The sequence below is a fragment of the Leucobacter chromiiresistens genome (assembly GCF_900102345.1).
Classification (GTDB): Bacteria; Actinomycetota; Actinomycetes; order Actinomycetales; family Microbacteriaceae; genus Leucobacter; species Leucobacter chromiiresistens.
Map to the genome: position 1 here is coordinate 2208388 of NZ_FNKB01000001.1, position 15550 is coordinate 2223937.

Below are 15550 nucleotides of genomic sequence, written 5' to 3' on the forward strand. Positions count from 1 at the left end.
TGTTAAATCTCTTTCGTAACGTTGGGGTCGATGTACACGTCGCCGTCCTCGATCTCGACGACGAAAACGGGAACCGGCTCGTAGGCCGGGAAATTCTCGGGCACGCCGGTGATCAGCGAGAACGCCGACCCGTGCGCCCAGCACTCGAGGGTGTCGCCGTCCACGAAGCCCTCCGCGAGGCTGACCTGGCCGTGACTGCACGTGTCGCCGATCGCGTGCACGTCGCCGGAAGCGTCGAGCACGATCGCGATCGGCACATCGTCGACGACCACGCGGGTCGCCTGATCCTGCACGAGGTCGCTGACGGCGAGCACCTTCTGGCGCGGCATCAGCGGGCGGAGTCTGCGAGTTCGGCCTCGACGGCGGCGTGCAGACGCTCCTCCGTCGCGGCGTCGCCGATGCGCGCGATGACCTCGAACAGGAACCCGCGGACCACGAGCCGGCGCGCCTCCTCCGCCGAGATGCCGCGGCTCTGGAGGTAGAAGATGTGCTCGTCGTCGAAGCGGCCGGTCGCGCTCGCGTGGCCGGCGCCCTCGATGTCGCCCGTCTCGATCTCCAGGTTCGGGATCGAGTCGGCGCGCGTCCCCTCCGTGAGCACGAGGTTGCGGTTCTGCTCGTAGCTGTCGGTGCCGGTCGCGTTGTTGCGGATCAGCACGTCGCCGATCCACACCGTGTGCGCGCCCTCGCCCTGAAGCGCGCCCTTGTAGGTCACGCGGCTGCGGGTGTGGGGGGCGTCGTGGTCCATGTAGACCTGGTGCTCGAGGTGCTGGCCGGCGTCGGCGAAGTACGCGCCGAGCGCTTCGCCGTTCGCGCCCTCGTGATCGAGGTGGATCGACGGGTTGAGGCGCACGACGCCTCCGCCCAGCGAAACGACGATGTGGGTGAGCGATGCGTCGCGGCCCACCGTCGCGTAGTGGCTCGCGAGGTGGATCGCGTCGTCGTTCCACTGCTGCACGCTGACGACCGTGAGCTTCGCGCCGTCTCCGACGACGATCTCCACGTTCTCCGAGAGCTGGGCGGAGCCCGAGTTCTCGAGGATCACGAGACCCTGCGCGTGCGCAGCGGCCTCGATGACCGTGTGCGCGGCGCGGGGCGCCGCGTCGAGTGCGTCGCGGGTGACGACTGCGGTGACGGGCTCCTCCGAGGAGACCGTGACGACGTGCGCCTCGCCGAAGGCGGACCATGCCGCCGCGGCTCCGCGCTCCTCCGGGGTGCCGGCGCGCCCGATCCGCGCGTCGTCCCGCGAGGCCCACTCGGCGGTGACGCCGGCGACCTCGGAGACGGAGACCGGCAGACGACCCCCGTCGAGCCGCCCGTTGAGCAGCGCGTCGAGCTTCGCGACCGGCGTGTACTTCCACACGGCCTCGCGGCCGGTGACCTCGGCGAAATCGGCGACATCGGTCGACTTCGGGCGCTCGGAGCGGGTCTGCACGGGCACGCGGTTCGCCCAGTCCCCGTCGGAGTGCGCGGTCAAACCGTGCTGAGCCGTTTCCTGCGGTGCAACAGCTTGCGTCATTATCCGACGGATCCTTCCATGCCCATCTCGATGAGCTTGTTCAGTTCGAGCGCGTACTCCATGGGCAGCTCGCGGGCGATCGGCTCGATGAAGCCGCGCACGATCATCGCCATGCCCTCCTCCTCGGCGAGCCCGCGGCTCATGAGGTAGAACAGCTGCTCCTCGCTGACGCGCGAGACCGTCGCCTCATGGCCGAGCTCCGCGTCATCGGTGCGGATGTCGATCGCGGGGTACGTATCGCTGCGCGAGATCGTGTCGACGAGCAGCGCATCGCACACCACCGAGTTCGCGGAGTGCCGCGCATTGGCTTCGATGCGGACCTCGCCGCGGTAGCCGGTGCGGCCGCCGCCTCGGGCGATCGACTTCGCGAGGATCGACGACTTGGTGTTCGGGGCGAGATGGATCATCTTCGCGCCCGTGTCCTGATGCTGGCCGGGGCCCGCGAACGCGACCGACAGGGTCTCGCCCTTCGCGTGCTCGCCCGTGAGGTAGATCGACGGGTACTTCATGGTGACCTTCGAGCCGATGTTGCCGTCGACCCACTCCATGGTGGCGCCCTCTTCGGCGATCGCGCGCTTCGTCACGAGGTTGTACACGTTGGTCGACCAGTTCTGGATCGTCGTGTAGCGCACGCGCGCGTTCTTCTTCACGATGATCTCGACGACGGCAGAGTGCAGCGAATCCGACTTGTAGATCGGCGCCGTACAGCCCTCGATGTAGTGGACGTAGCTGCCCTCGTCGGCGATGATGAGCGTGCGCTCGAACTGGCCCATGTTCTCCGTGTTGATGCGGAAGTAGGCCTGCAGCGGGATCTCGACGTGGACGCCCTTCGGCACGTAGACGAAGGATCCGCCCGACCAGACGGCCGTGTTGAGCGCGGCGAACTTGTTGTCGCCCGAGGGGATGACGGTGCCGAAGTACTCCTCGAAGATCTCCGGGTGCTCCTTGAGCGCCGTGTCGGTGTCGAGGAAGAGCACGCCCTGCTCCTCCAGATCTTCGCGGATCTGGTGGTACACGACCTCGGACTCGTACTGCGCGGCGACGCCCGCGACGAGGCGCTGACGCTCGGCCTCGGGGATGCCGAGACGCTCGTACGTCTCCTTGATCTCCTCAGGGAGCTCCTCCCAGGTGGTCGCCTGCTGCTCGGTCGAGCGGACGAAGTACTTGATGTTGTCGAAGTCGATGTCCGACAGATCCGCGCCCCACGCGGGCATCGGCTTCCGGTCGAAGATCTGCAGCGCCTTCAGGCGACGCTTGAGCATCCATTCGGGCTCGTTCTTCAGTGCCGAAATCTCGCGCACGACCTGCTCGCTGAGCCCGCGCTTGGCAATCGCGCCGGCTTCGTCGCTGTCGTGCCAGCCGAATTCGTACTGGCCCAAGCCTTCGAGCTCGGGTCGGTCGATCAGTACCTCTGGCATGATCCCTCCCTCATTCTTCGTCTCGCCCGGAGAACCCCGGCCGAGCCGGAGGGATCCGGCCGGCGGCGTGCGCGAACGCGTGAGATGGACGCGCACATCGGGTTCCCTGCAGCGGTGCAGTATTCTGGGCTTCGAACGCGACCGGGACGATCCGATGCCGGGCATCGAACGGGCGGCTCGACGTTCGCAACCACAGCTTCCCATTCTACAGGTTTCCGATGGTTTCGGGAGATGTCCGCTCTGGGCGTCGCATGACTCTGGGAAGCAGCCGAGAGGAGACCCGTTGTCCAGCGCGCCCACTGCAAGCACCACCGCGCCGGGGCCGACCGCGCCCGCCGCCGCACTCCCCTCCCGATTCCTCCGAGTCGTCGCATGGGTGTCGTTCGTACTGAACACGTTGATCATCGGAACCGGCGGTGCCGTGCGCCTCACGGGCTCCGGTCTCGGGTGCCCGAACTGGCCGCTGTGCGCCCCCGGCTCGCTCGTGCCGACCGAGGAGCTCACCTACCACTCGCTCATCGAGTTCGGCAATCGCACGATCTCGGGCCCGCTGCTGGTCAGCGCGATCCTCGTCCTCCTCCTCACCTGGCGCATCCGCGCCGCCCGGCGCGACCTCTTCGTCATCTCGGCCGTCGTGCTCGGCCTCGTGGTGCTGCAGGCGCTCATCGGCGGCGTGATCGTGTGGCTGCACCTCAACGCGAACCTCGTCGGGATCCACTACGTCATCTCGCTCGCCCTCGTCTGCATCACTGCCGCCTACCTGACTCGGATGTACGAGGCGGGCGGGCCGCGCGAGCGCGCCGTGCCGAAGGGGTTCGCGATCCTCGCGCACATCACGACCCTCGCCATGGCCGTCACCGTGCTCTTCGGCGTGCTGACCACGGGTTCGGGCCCGCACTCGGGCGACGCGACGATCCAGCGCGACGGCATCGACGCCGTGCTGATGAGCCACATCCACGCCTGGCCCGGGTACATTGCGTTCGCGCTGACGCTCTCGCTGCTCGTGTGGGCGGCGGCGCGGCGCCTGCGCCCGCTCCGGTGGATTGCCGCGCTGATGGGGGCGCTCATCGTGCAGATCGCGATCGGCATCTACCAGGCGCGCTCGGGGCTGCCGCCCCTCGCGGTCGGCGTGCACATGGTGCTCGCGGCTCTCACCGCGGCCGCCATGACGGTGGTGGTGCTGCGTCTCAAGCGCCCGGCGACCGTCTCCGCGGTCGCTGCGTCGTAGCGCGCCCGTCGGCGCCCAGATGCGGGGTCTCGCCTCGTGGGCTCCCCTCCTGCGGCCTGCCTTCCTTCGGGCATCCCTCCCGTAGGTGAGCGATTTCTGCGGGCTCCCTTCCCGTGGGTGAGCGATTCCTGCGGGAGCTCGCGAGGGTGAGTCGCGCCGACTGCTCACCCGGCAGAAACCGCGCCCCTCGCCGCCGAGTCCTCCCGCTGGTGAGCACTCCTTGCGCCTCTGCGACCCGGATCCCTGCCGAAATCGCTCACCCGCGTTCGCCTGCAACCGCCTCACCTCCCTGCACCGCGACACCGGTGCCGGTTGCCCGCGGGTGTATGTCTTGGCGCGCCCGCGGAAGTGCCGACCGGATATGGAGGCCGCGCGCGTAGCGTTCGTCGAGCAGCCGAGCGTCCTCCACAGGAAGCTCGCGGCTTTCGCGTCCGAGGAAGGTCAGGAGCCGCTTCGAGAGTGGAGGATCGCGGCTCCAGTGGTGTTCGCGCACCACCACCAGCACCTCCCAGCCGGCGTTCCGCGCCGCATCGAGGCGTTCGAGGTCCCGCAGATATTGACTGCGCAAGCGCCAGTGGTGGTCGCCGTCGTACTCGACGATGCGCTTCCTCTGCACGTCGACGAGATCGAAACGCCCGATCCAGGCTCCGGAGTCGTCATAGATCGTATGCTGCAGCGTCAGGTCGTTCACCCCGACGCGTTCGCCGGCCAGGCGAGTGAGCGTCTCCATGCGCGATTCCGCACCGGTGCGGGCATATCGTGCGGCCATCCGGAGTCGACGCGATCCGGCTCCGCGCACATTCGAGCAGAAGCGCTCCAAGGCCTCGGAGGAGACGAGCGGCCGCGAGTCCGGTCCTGCACGACGTGCGACCAGCAGATGGTCGAGCGCCACGACGAGATCTGGGAACGGCAAGGTGGGAGACGCCTGGAGCGCGGCCTGCAGGGGTTCGACTACCGGGATGCGCACACGATATTCGGGCAACCACAACTGTCGAATGCGCTCGGCGCGCTTGCGACGGTGGCCCGTGACTCCTTCGCACCTCACCTGTCCGGAGGCGGCTCGGGATTCGACGTCGACGTTCGTCGACTCGGGCATGTGGATCGGGCATCCGAAGAGCGCGAGCGCGGTCGCGTGGCTGAAGCACTCACCCGGTCGGAGGCGAGGAACGTATGCTGCAGCTCGGCCGAACAGGGAGTCGTCGTGCGTCGCAGCCACCCGCACGCCTCGGAAGGGTCGTGCCAGCCGAGGGTTGCGGAGTACGCCCGGCGAGATGCCGGCGGAGAGCGCCTCCGAGGCGAGGAACGACGCGCAGCCGTATTGCTCGAGAACGGCATCGATACGTTGCATGCCCATAGCATCGCGCGACTCGTCCGCGCGCTCGCGAGCTATCCACAGTGCGCGGCGGATCTCGTCGCAAACGGCTGCCTGCGGCAAGTGTGAGCGACGCTGCGGTCGTGCGTTGGCGCCACCACGGGCCGGGCGGTTGACCGTCCGCGCCGGCGCGCGGCAGAGCCCGAGCCGAACGTGTCTTGGGAGGGTGAGTACTTCCTGCAGGTGAAACGGTCACCGAGTGCACGAACTGCTCACCCCCGAAGGCGCCAGACCGTAGGTGAGCAGCTTCTGCGCGGGAGTCGCGCGCAGGGCGCACGAACTGCTCACCCCCGAAGGTGCCCGGCCGCGGGTGAGTAGTTTCTGCGCGGGATTGGCGCGCAGGGCGCACGAACTGCTCACCCCCGAAGGCGCCAGACCGTGGGTGAGCAGCTTCTGCGCGGGAGTCGCGCGCAGGGCGCACGAACTGCTCACCTTCGCCCTCAGGGGCTCGTAGCCTCGGGCCTCGGGCCTCGGGCCACGCAGCCCCGGAACGTCGCGAGCGCGCACCGTCGCGAGCGCGCACCGCCGCGAGCGTGCCCCTCGGGCGCGCGCCAGAGGCTCCGTACCCCGGGGCGCACGTCGCGCCCCGAATAGCCGCACCCCCGAAGCGCCGCGCGCCTAGAACGGAAGGAGCGCGTCGACCGCTATGACGAGCGACAGCACCGAGAGGTAGATGTTCGCGGTGTGGAAGACCTGCATGGGCTTGCCCGCCTCGCCGCGGATCGCGTGGGCGTAGAGACGGTGGGCCTGCACGATGAAGTACCCGCCGAAGACGAGCGACGCGACGGTGTAGGTCCAGCCCATCTCGGCGACGGGGATCAGCAGCAGGCTGGCGGCGACCGTCGCCCACGTGTAGAGGATCACCTGGAGCCCGACGGTGACGCGGCCGCGCACGACGCCGAGCATCGGGACGCCGGCCGCGGCGTAGTCGTTGCGGTACTTCATGGAGAGCGGCCAGTAGTGGGCCGGCGTCCAGAGGAAGATCACGAGGAAGAGCACCCATGCGGGCCAGTCCAGCGATCCGGTGACGGCCGCCCAGCCGATCAGCACCGGGAAGCAGCCCGCGATGCCGCCCCACACGATGTTCTGCTCGCTGTGGCGCTTGAGCACGATCGTGTAGATGACCACGTAGAAGAAGATCGCGCACGCGGAGAGCGCGGCTGCCAGCCAGTTCGTCGTCGCCGCGAGCCAGACGACCGACAGGGTCGCCATCACCCAGGAGAAGATGAGGGCGTTGCGGTCGGAGATCTCGCCGGTGACGAGGGGGCGGTTCTCGGTGCGCTTCATCTTGCGATCCATGTCGCGGTCGATGTAGCAGTTGAAGGCCCCGGCAGACCCGGCGCTCATGGCGCCGCCGATCAGCGTCGCGAGCACCAGCCAGAGGTTCGGCAGGCCGCCCTGCGCGAGGATCATCGCGGGCACGGTGACGACGAGCAACAGCTCCATGACCCGGGGTTTCGTCAGGGCGACGTAGTTCTTGACCGTGCGGCCGAACGTGGGTCGCCCGGCGGTGGCGCGGGCCTGAGTCTGGACTGGGATCTGCGTGGACATCGCCTTCTATGGTACCCCGCCGTTCGATAAGATTGTTCGGGGGTGCGCCAGGGCGGCGTTCTCCCGCATTCAGCCGGAAAGGAACGTCTTGGCGAACGAACTGCAGTGGGATGAACTCGACGATCGTGCGGTCGACACCGCGCGGGTACTCGCGGCCGATGCCGTGGAGAAGGTGGGCAACGGTCACCCGGGAACGGCGATCAGCCTCGCGCCGGTCTCGTATCTGCTGCATCAGAAGGTGATGCGCCATGATCCGGCGGATCCCCACTGGGTCGGGCGCGACCGCTTCATCCTCTCGGTCGGCCACTCGTCGCTGACGCAGTACGTGCAGCTCTACCTCGGCGGTTACGGCCTGGAGCTCGAGGATCTGCAGGCGCTGCGCACGTGGGGATCGAAGACGCCCGGGCACCCGGAGTACGGCCACACCGACGGCGTGGAGATCACCACGGGCCCCCTCGGCCAGGGCCTCGCGTCGGCCGTGGGCTTCGCGTACGCGGCGCGCTACGAGCGCGGCCTCTTCGATCCCGAGGCGGCGCCGGGAACGAGCCCGTTCGACCATTTCGTGTACGTGGTGGCGGGCGACGGCGATCTGCAGGAGGGCGTGACGAGCGAGGCCTCCTCGCTCGCGGGCCACCAGGAGCTCGGCAACCTCATCGCGATCTACGACTCCAACCAGATCTCCATCGAGGACGACACCGACATCTCGTACTCGGAGGACGTCGCGAAACGCTACGAGGCGTACGGCTGGCAGGTCATCGAGGTCGACTGGAAGAAGACCGGCGAGTACGTCGAGGGCGTCGCCGAACTGCACGCCGCGATCGAGGCTGCGCAGGCGGAGACGGCGAAGCCGTCGCTCATCATCGTGAAGACGATCATCGGCTGGCCCTCCCCCGGCAAGCAGAACACGGGCGGCATCCACGGCGCGAAGCTGGGAGCCGAGGAGCTCGCGGGCCTGAAGACGGCGCTGGGCTTCGATCCCGAGGAGCACTTCGCGGTCGCCCCCGAGGTGGTCGAGCACACCCGCGCCGCCGTGCAGCGCGGAGCGGAGAAGCGCGCCGAGTGGCAGGCCGGGTTCGACGCCTGGGCTGCGGCGAATCCGGATCGCAAGGCGCTCTTCGACCGCGTCGAGTCGCGGCAGCTGCCGCCCGAGGCGCTCGACGTGCTGCCGGAGTTCGAGCCGGGCGACAGCGTGGCGACGCGTTCGGCGAGCGGCAAGGTGCTCGCCGCGCTCGGCCCGGTGATGCCCGAGCTGTGGGGCGGATCGGCAGACCTCGCGGGCTCGAACAACACGACCATTCCGAACGTGCCGTCCTTCGTGCCCGCCGAGCGGTCGACGAGCACCTGGCAGGGCGACCCCTACGGCCGCGTGCTGCACTTCGGCATTCGCGAGCACGCGATGGGCGCGATCCTCAACGGCATTCAGCTGCACGGCAAGACGCGCAGCTTCGGCGGCACGTTCCTCATCTTCAGCGACTACATGAGGCCGGCGGTGCGCCTCGCGGCGCTCATGAACGTCCCGTCCATCTTCGTCTGGACCCATGACTCGGTCGCCCTCGGCGAGGACGGCCCGACGCATCAGCCGATCGAGCAGCTCGCGACGCTCCGCGCGATCCCGAACCTCGCGGTGGTGCGCCCGGCCGACGCGAACGAGACCGCGATCGCCTGGCACGAGATCCTCACCCGCACCGCAGGCCCGGCCGGGCTCGCCCTGACGCGGCAGAATGTGCCCGTGCTGCCCCGCGGAGGCGACTTCGCGACGGCCGAGCAGGCGGCGGAGGGCGTGCGTCGCGGTGCCTATGTGCTCGCCGACTCCCCCACCGGCACGACGGATGTGCTGCTGATCGCGACCGGGTCGGAGGTGCAGCTCGCCGTCGAGGCGCGCGAGCGGCTCGCCGCGGAGGGCGTGGGTGCGCGCGTCGTCTCGGCCCCGAGCCTCGAGTGGTTCGCGGAGCAGACCGATGAGTACCGCGAGAGCGTGCTCCCCCGGTCGGTCACTGCTCGTGTGAGCGTCGAGGCCGGCCTGTCGCTCGGCTGGGATCGCATCGTCGGCGATCGCGGCCGCTCCGTCTCCATCGAGCACTTCGGCGCCTCCGCCGACTACCAGACGCTCTTCCGCGAGTTCGGCATCACGACCGACGCGGTCGTCGCGGCCGCGCACGAGTCGCTCGCGGCCTGAACTCGCCCCTCTGAAAGGATCATCGCACGATGACAAACCCCCACACCTCAGCTCTCAGCGAGGCCGGCGTCAGCATCTGGCTCGACGACCTCTCGCGCCGCCGACTCGAGAGCGGCGAGCTCGCCGCGCTGGTCGAGACGCTCAACGTGGTCGGGGTGACCACGAACCCGACCATCTTCGCGAACGCGATCGGCGGCGGCGACGGCTACGGCGATCGCCTGGCCGATGCCGCGGCGCGCGGGCTCGACGTCGATGCGGCGATCGTGGAGCTCACGACCGCCGACGTCGCGGACGCATGCGACCTGCTCGCCGGCGTGTACGCATCGACCGAGGGCCGCGACGGCCGCGTGTCGATCGAGGTGGAGCCCGGCCTCGCCCGCGACACCGCGGGCACCGCGGAGCAGGCGCGGCAGCTGTGGGCGCGCGTCGATCGCCCGAACGCCATGATCAAGATCCCGGCGACCGTCGAGGGGCTCGATGCGATCACCGAGACGATCGCGGCGGGCATCAGCGTGAACGTCACGCTCATCTTCAGCCTCGAGCGTTACCGACAGGTGATCAACGCGTACCTCGCGGGCCTCGAGCGCGCTCGTGCGGCGGGCATCGATCTGTCGACCATCCACTCGGTCGCCTCGTTCTTCGTCTCGCGCGTCGACTCGGAGGTCGATCGCCGCCTGCGCGAGATCGGCACTCCCGAAGCGCTCGCCCTCACCGGCCAGGCGGGGATCGCGAACGCGCGACTCGCCTACGAGGTGTTCGAGCAGTCGTTCGACACGGAGCGCGCGCGCTTCCTCGTCGGGCTGGGCGCCAACCCGCAGCGCCCGCTGTGGGCGTCGACCGGGGTGAAGGATCCGGCGCTCGTCGATACGGCCTACGTGACGGGCCTCATCGCTCCGAACACCGTGAACACGATGCCGGAGGCGACGCTTCAGGCGTTCGCCGACCACGGTCATGCCCCCGGCGACACGATCACGGGCGCGTACCTCGAGTCGAACCAGGTGCTCAACGCGATCGACGCCCTCGGCGTCGACTATGCGGAGGTCACGGAGCTGCTCGAGCAGGAAGGGCTTCAGAAGTTCGACGCCTCCTGGTCGGAGCTGCTCGGCACCGTCGAGCAGGCGCTGCGAGAGGCGCGCTGATCATGGCGCTGCAGGTCGCGGTCGACGGGGGCCTGCGCGACGCCGAGGCGTCCGTCGCCGGACTGGTCGAGGATCGCGTCGCCAGCCGCATCTTCGCCCATGATGCGTCCCTGTGGGGCGCCGACGCCGCGGAGGAGGCCGCGGTGCGTCTCGGCTGGACCGATGTCGCGGCGAACGCGGAGCGGTTGATTCCGGAGATCGAGACCCTGCGAGCGGAGTTCCGCGAGGCCGGCGTCGACCGGATCGTGCTGTGCGGCATGGGCGGATCGAGCCTGGCCCCGGCTGTCATCACGCGGTGGAGCGGCGTCGAGCTCACGATGATCGACTCGACGCACCCCGACGTGGTGCGGCGTGCGCTGTCGGGCGATCTCTCCCGCACCGGGGTGGTCGTGAGCTCCAAGTCGGGCGGAACGATCGAGACGCGCAGCCACCTGGCGGCGTTCTCCGATGCGTTCCGCGTCGCGGGGATCGAGCCGTCGCAGCGCATCGTGATCGTGACGGATCCCGGGTCTCCCCTCGAGGAGGAGTCTCGCACGGCCGGGCGGCGCGTGTTCACGGCCGACCCGAATGTGGGCGGGCGCTTCTCGGCGCTCACGGCGTTCGGCCTCGTACCCGCGGGCTTGGCGGGGGCCGATCTGCGCCGGCTCCTCGCGGATGCGGAAAGCGTGCGCTTGGCGGTCGCCGCCGATGAGGCGGCGAACCCGGCCCTGCGCCTGGCGTCCGCGATCCATGCCGGCCTGCCGCGCCGGTTCGTGCTGGCGGTGCGCGAGGACCCTTCGGCGTCGTGGGGTCTCGGGCGCTGGATCGAGCAGCTGGTGGCGGAGTCGACCGGCAAGGACGGCCGGGGCGTGCTCCCGATCGCCCTCGACGCCGACGCTCCCGAGTTCGACCGCGTCTCGGAGAGCGCGGTGACGGTCGAGCTCTCCAACGCGCCGCAGGCCGCCGATTCCGACGCGAGCGCCACGACGAGTGGCGCGTCGGAGGTGGCCGGCGGAGCGATCGCCGTGACCGGTTCTCTCGGCGCGCAGCTCCTCACGTGGGAGGTCGCCACAGCGGTGCTCGGACGCCTGATGGAGATCGATCCGTTCAATCAGCCGGATGTGGAGTCTGCGAAGGTGGCGGCGCGCACCGCGCTCGACGCCGACGCGTCGTCGGAGGAGGCCGCGCCCGTCGAGCTGCGCGGCGCCGCCGGCGCTCGGCTCCTCGCGGTGCCCGCCGACGTCGAGGTGGAGGACGTCGCGGCGCTCGTGACTCGCCTGCGCGACGCGGCAGCCGGCGCCGGGTACCTGTCGCTGCAGGCGTACCTCGATCCGCAGGGGGAAGAGGCGGAGCCGCTCGATCGCCTCCGCGATCGGCTGGCGGAGGTGCTCGGCCTCCCCGTCGCCCTCGGCTGGGGACCGAGCTACCTGCATTCGACGGGTCAGCTGCACAAGGGCGGGCCCCCGGCAGCGGTCTTTCTGCAGCTCACGGCGACCGGCACTGAGTCGCTTCCCATTCCGGGGGCGGATCGCGGCTTCGACGCCTTGGTCGCGGCGCAGGCGCGCGGCGATCGGTCGGTGCTCGCGGAGCGCGGTCGCCCCGTGTTCGCGCTCGCCTGCGCCGACCCTGCTGCGACCGTGCGAGCGCTCGACGCGGCGCTGTCGTCCCTCGAATCGTAGGAGCTGCGCGGATGCAGAACGGCCCCGGGCGATTGCGCCCGGGGCCGTTCTCCGTATGGTGATCCGCTATGCCGACTTGCGGGCGGTGCCGCGGCGCGTGCGCAGCTTCTGCAGCGCCGCCTCGAGCAGCTCCTCCGCCTCCTCGGGCGTGCGGCGTTCCTTCACATACGCGAGGTGCGTCTTGAAGGGCTCGTTCTTCGGGAGCATCGGCGGATTCTCGCGATCGCGCCCCGCGGGGAGGCCCGTCGTCGGAGAGTCGATCTGCTCCGGGATCTCCTCCTCGGGAACATCCGCTGCGAAATAGCGGACCGTCTCGTTGCCGAGAGCATCCCAATACGAGATCTGCGTGCGTTCGGCCCGCGAGCCGTGATCCTTCTCCCCCATGGGGCCGGAACCGACGCGGGCGCCACGAATGGCGTTACTGCCTGCCACGAAATGCCTTTCTACTGCTGAATCGGGTGCGCGTTCAGACGACCGAGAAGCGCGCGATGAGCCCGAGCGCGATGATCGACGCCGCCCAGATCAGGGAGACGACGACCGTGATGCGGTTCAGGTTGCGCTCCGCGACTCCGGAAGACCCGAGGCTGGAGGTGACGCCTCCGCCGAACATGTCGGAGAGCCCTCCGCCGCGCCCCTTGTGGAGCAGGATGAACAGCGTGAGCAGCAGGCTCGTGATCACAAGGATGACGAGCAGGATGATCTTCAGAATGAGCACGAAGTGCACCTTTCGAGGTCGCGGGCGCGTGAGGCCAACGACCAGTATAGCGTGGAGCCGGTTCAGCCAGCCGTCACGTGCTTCTGGAACTGGATGATGCGCGTGAACTCATCGACCTTGAGGCTCGCGCCGCCGACCAGGGCGCCGTCGACGTCGGGCTGCCGCATGAAGCCCGCGATGTTCTGGCTCGCAACCGATCCGCCGTAGAGAATGCGCGTGCGCGCGGCCTGCTCGTCGCCGACGAGGTCGCGCAGATGCTCCCGCAGTGCGCGAGCGACCTCCTGCGCCTGCTCCGGGGTCGCCGCCTGCCCGCTGCCGATCGCCCAGACGGGCTCGTAGGCTACGACGAAGTCGGCGTCCTTCGGCAGGTGCGCGAGTGCCGCAGTCAGCTGGGCCACGGGGATCGCGGCTGCGCCGTGCTGCTCGAGATCCTCCGCCGTCTCGCCGACGCAGATCATGGGCACGATGCCCGCCGCATGCGCGGCGCGCGCCTTCTGCCCCACCACGTCATCGCTCTCGCCGTGGCCGTGTCGCCGCTCCGAGTGGCCGACGAGGGCGTAGGTCACGTCGAGCTTCGCGAGCATCGCAGCCGATACGTCACCGGTGTACGCCCCCGACTCGTGCGGCGAGACATCCTGCGCGCCGAGTGTGAGCGACAGCTTGTCGGCGGCGAGCAGGGTCTGCACGGAGCGAAGATCGGTGAACGGCGGGAACACGGCGACCTCCGCCGCCGAGAAGTCGTGGCGCACGTCGGAGAGCCCCCAAGCGAGCTTCTGCACGAGCGCGATGGCCTGCAGATGATCCAGGTTCATCTTCCAGTTGCCCGCGATGAGGGGGGTGCGCTCGGTGAACGGGAGCGGCTGCCGCGCCGAGGCGGTCGCCTGCTCCCCATCGTGCGTTGCGTGCTGATCCGTCATGACAGTACCTCCAGGCCGGGCAGCGACTTGCCCTCCAGATATTCAAGACTCGCACCGCCGCCGGTCGAGATGTGGCCGAACTGGTCATCGGAGAAGCCGAGGGCGCGCACCGCCGCCGCCGAGTCTCCGCCTCCCACCACGGTGAACGCGTGCGTCTCGGTGAGCGCGCGCGCCACGGTGCGGGTGCCCCCGGCGAAGGCGTCGAGCTCGAACACGCCCATGGGCCCGTTCCAGAACACGGTCTCCGACTGGGCGATCACCGAGGCGAACGTCTCGGCCGACCGCGGTCCGATGTCGAGGCCGAGACCGTCTGCGCCGAACTGCGACGACTCGATGGCATCCGCTGCGACGACCTCGTGCCGGGCGTCGGCCGCGAACTTCTCGGCGACGACGATATCGCTCGGCAGCACGATGCGCACGCCCCGCCGCTCCGCGTCGTCCAAGTACCCGCGCACCGTGTCGATCTGGTCCGACTCCAGCAGGCTCGACGCCACGGCGTGCCCCTGCGCGGCGAGGAAGGTGAACACCATTCCCCCGCCGATCAGGAGGGTGTCGACGCGCTCGAGCAGGTGCGAGATCACGCCGAGCTTGTCGGAGACCTTCGAACCGCCGAGCACGACGGTGTACGGACGCGCCGCATCGGCGGTCAGGCGCTGCAGCACCTCGAGCTCGGCTGCGACGAGGCGGCCGGCAGCGCTCGGCAGCAGCTGCGCGAGCTCGTACACGCTCGCCTGCTGGCGGTGGACGACGCCGAAGCCGTCCGATACGAAGGCGTCGCCGAGCTCGGCGAGGGCGCTCGCGAACGCTCGGCGCTCGCTCTGATCCTTGCTCGTCTCCGCGGCGTTGAACCGCAGGTTCTCGAGCAGCACCACGTCTCCGTCGGAGAGCTGGGCGACCGCAGCCGAAGCCGCGTCGCCCAGCGTCTCGCCGACGAATCGCACCGGCGTCCCGAGCAGCTCACTCATGCGCTCGGCGACCGGACGCAGCGAGTACCGCGCGTCCGGCTCGCCCTTCGGGCGTCCGAGGTGACTGATGAGCACGAGCTTCGCGCCCGCGTCCCGCAATTCGCGGATCGTGGTCAGCGATGCTCGGATCCGGCCGTCATCGGAGATGATGCCGTCGCTCAGGGGAACGTTCAGATCGCAGCGGACGATGACCGTCTTCGACTGCAGCGACCCGAGTGATTCTATGGTGCGCATGGAAAGGTGAGCTCCTCGGGGTGCAGGGTCAGATCAGGCCGGGCGTCTGCGTGCGAGCGGCCTCGAAGCGGCGGGCGACGTCCTGCCAGTTCGCGATGTTCCAGAACGCCTTGACGTAGTCGGCGCGCACGTTGAGGTAGTCGAGGTAGTAGGCGTGCTCCCAGACGTCGAGCTGCAGCAGCGGAATCGTGCCTGCGGGGAGGTTGCCCTGCTGGTCGAAGAGCTGGACGATGTTCGGGCGCTGACCGAGCGCATCCCATGCGAGCACGGCCCAACCCGACCCCTGCACGCCGAGTGCCGTCGCCGTGAAGTGCTCCTGGAACTTCTCGAAGCCGCCGAAGAACTCGTCGATCGCTGCAGCGAGCTCGCCCTCCGGGCGTCCGCCGCCCTCGGGCGAGAGGTTGTTCCAGAAGATCGTGTGGTTGACGTGACCGCCGAGGTTGAACGCGAGGTCCTTCTCCAGCTTGTTCACGGACGCGAGGTTGCCCGACTCGCGAGCCTCCGCCAGCTGCTCGAGCGCCGTGTTCGCGCCGGTCACGTACGCCTGGTGATGCTTGTCGTGATGCAACTGCATGATCTTGCCGCTGATGTGCGGCTCGAGAGCAGCGTAATCATAAGGAAGCTCGGGAAGTGAGTAGGCGGCCATGTGGCGATCCAATCT

General features: G+C 69.3%; 14 protein-coding genes. 4 read left to right on the forward strand and 10 right to left on the reverse strand.

Annotated features, from left to right (window positions below):
- Window positions 1-2: 2 nt before the first annotated feature.
- The 3 genes from BLT44_RS10065 to sufB are packed head-to-tail and all read right to left on the reverse strand — an operon-like array spanning window position 3 to window position 2934.
- On the reverse strand, window positions 3-329 hold the full coding sequence (locus BLT44_RS10065; RefSeq protein WP_010157220.1) for a non-heme iron oxygenase ferredoxin subunit: 327 nt from the start codon (window positions 327-329) through the stop codon (window positions 3-5).
- Entirely contained in the window at window positions 329-1516 is a 1188-nt protein-coding gene (gene sufD / locus BLT44_RS10070) for a Fe-S cluster assembly protein SufD (RefSeq protein ID WP_029608334.1), read from the reverse strand. The genes BLT44_RS10065 and sufD overlap by 1 nt, the downstream gene beginning before the upstream one ends.
- Window positions 1516-2934, reverse strand: coding sequence for a Fe-S cluster assembly protein SufB (gene sufB, locus BLT44_RS10075; protein ID WP_010157218.1), 1419 nt, complete (start codon window positions 2932-2934; stop codon window positions 1516-1518). Before sufB ends, sufD begins: the two co-directional genes overlap by 1 nt.
- Before the next feature lie 283 nt (window positions 2935-3217).
- Between sufB and BLT44_RS10080 the strand changes: the two genes are divergently transcribed.
- The gene (locus BLT44_RS10080) at window positions 3218-4162 is read left to right on the forward strand and encodes a COX15/CtaA family protein (RefSeq protein WP_029608333.1); all 945 of its coding nucleotides are present in this window, start codon (window positions 3218-3220) and stop codon (window positions 4160-4162) included.
- 256 nt (window positions 4163-4418) lie between these two features.
- On the opposite strand, the gene BLT44_RS10085 is transcribed toward BLT44_RS10080, so the two are convergent.
- Complete coding sequence (locus BLT44_RS10085; RefSeq protein WP_143026039.1) at window positions 4419-5597, reverse strand: hypothetical protein; 1179 nt, start codon at window positions 5595-5597, stop codon at window positions 4419-4421.
- A 555-nt stretch (window positions 5598-6152) separates the two neighbouring features.
- Window positions 6153-7085, reverse strand: a complete 933-nt coding sequence (locus tag BLT44_RS10090) for a heme o synthase (RefSeq protein WP_010157214.1) — start codon at window positions 7083-7085, stop codon at window positions 6153-6155.
- 88 nt (window positions 7086-7173) lie between these two features.
- On the opposite strand from BLT44_RS10090, the gene tkt reads away from it, so the two are divergent.
- From tkt to BLT44_RS10105, 3 genes are read left to right on the forward strand one after another with little or no spacing between them, the layout of a single operon-like run.
- On the forward strand, window positions 7174-9261 hold the full coding sequence (tkt, locus tag BLT44_RS10095; RefSeq protein ID WP_010157213.1) for a transketolase: 2088 nt from the start codon (window positions 7174-7176) through the stop codon (window positions 9259-9261).
- A gap of 29 nt (window positions 9262-9290) precedes the next feature.
- Window positions 9291-10400 (forward strand): transaldolase, encoded by a 1110-nt coding sequence (gene tal, locus BLT44_RS10100; protein ID WP_010157212.1) that lies wholly within the window; start codon window positions 9291-9293, stop codon window positions 10398-10400.
- A 2-nt stretch (window positions 10401-10402) separates the two neighbouring features.
- On the forward strand, window positions 10403-12058 hold the full coding sequence (locus BLT44_RS10105; protein ID WP_010157211.1) for a hypothetical protein: 1656 nt from the start codon (window positions 10403-10405) through the stop codon (window positions 12056-12058).
- Window positions 12059-12124: 66 nt separating this feature from the next.
- Here BLT44_RS10105 and BLT44_RS10110 read toward each other — a convergent pair whose 3' ends face one another.
- The 5 genes from BLT44_RS10110 to BLT44_RS10130 form a co-directional block, all read right to left on the reverse strand.
- A complete protein-coding gene (locus BLT44_RS10110) occupies window positions 12125-12490 on the reverse strand; it encodes an RNA polymerase-binding protein RbpA (protein WP_040504984.1) in 366 nt (121 codons plus the stop codon).
- Between the two features lie 34 nt (window positions 12491-12524).
- Complete coding sequence (secG, locus tag BLT44_RS10115) at window positions 12525-12773, reverse strand: preprotein translocase subunit SecG (RefSeq protein WP_010157209.1); 249 nt, start codon at window positions 12771-12773, stop codon at window positions 12525-12527.
- Between the two features lie 62 nt (window positions 12774-12835).
- Window positions 12836-13690: a triose-phosphate isomerase gene (tpiA, locus tag BLT44_RS10120; protein WP_010157208.1), complete on the reverse strand. Its 855-nt coding sequence runs from the start codon at window positions 13688-13690 to the stop codon at window positions 12836-12838.
- Entirely contained in the window at window positions 13687-14889 is a 1203-nt protein-coding gene (locus BLT44_RS10125; RefSeq protein ID WP_010157206.1) for a phosphoglycerate kinase, read from the reverse strand. The genes tpiA and BLT44_RS10125 overlap by 4 nt, the downstream gene beginning before the upstream one ends.
- Window positions 14890-14917: 28 nt before the next feature.
- Window positions 14918-15535 (reverse strand): superoxide dismutase, encoded by a 618-nt coding sequence (locus BLT44_RS10130; protein WP_010157205.1) that lies wholly within the window; start codon window positions 15533-15535, stop codon window positions 14918-14920.
- Between the last annotated feature and the right edge of the window lie 15 nt (window positions 15536-15550).

What these genes read in the sequence shown, in the direction of transcription:
- BLT44_RS10065 (WP_010157220.1), bottom strand. Translation starts at nt 329, where the DNA reads ATGCCGCGCCAGAAGGTGCTCGCCGTCAGCGACCTCGTGCAGGATCAG.
- sufD (WP_029608334.1), bottom strand. Translation starts at nt 1,516, where the DNA reads ATGACGCAAGCTGTTGCACCGCAGGAAACGGCTCAGCACGGTTTGACC.
- sufB (WP_010157218.1), bottom strand. Translation starts at nt 2,934, where the DNA reads ATGCCAGAGGTACTGATCGACCGACCCGAGCTCGAAGGCTTGGGCCAG.
- BLT44_RS10090 (WP_010157214.1), bottom strand. Translation starts at nt 7,085, where the DNA reads ATGTCCACGCAGATCCCAGTCCAGACTCAGGCCCGCGCCACCGCCGGG.
- tal (WP_010157212.1), top strand. Translation starts at nt 9,291, where the DNA reads ATGACAAACCCCCACACCTCAGCTCTCAGCGAGGCCGGCGTCAGCATC.
- BLT44_RS10105 (WP_010157211.1), top strand. Translation starts at nt 10,403, where the DNA reads ATGGCGCTGCAGGTCGCGGTCGACGGGGGCCTGCGCGACGCCGAGGCG.
- tpiA (WP_010157208.1), bottom strand. Translation starts at nt 13,690, where the DNA reads ATGACGGATCAGCACGCAACGCACGATGGGGAGCAGGCGACCGCCTCG.
- BLT44_RS10125 (WP_010157206.1), bottom strand. Translation starts at nt 14,889, where the DNA reads ATGCGCACCATAGAATCACTCGGGTCGCTGCAGTCGAAGACGGTCATC.
- BLT44_RS10130 (WP_010157205.1), bottom strand. Translation starts at nt 15,535, where the DNA reads ATGGCCGCCTACTCACTTCCCGAGCTTCCTTATGATTACGCTGCTCTC.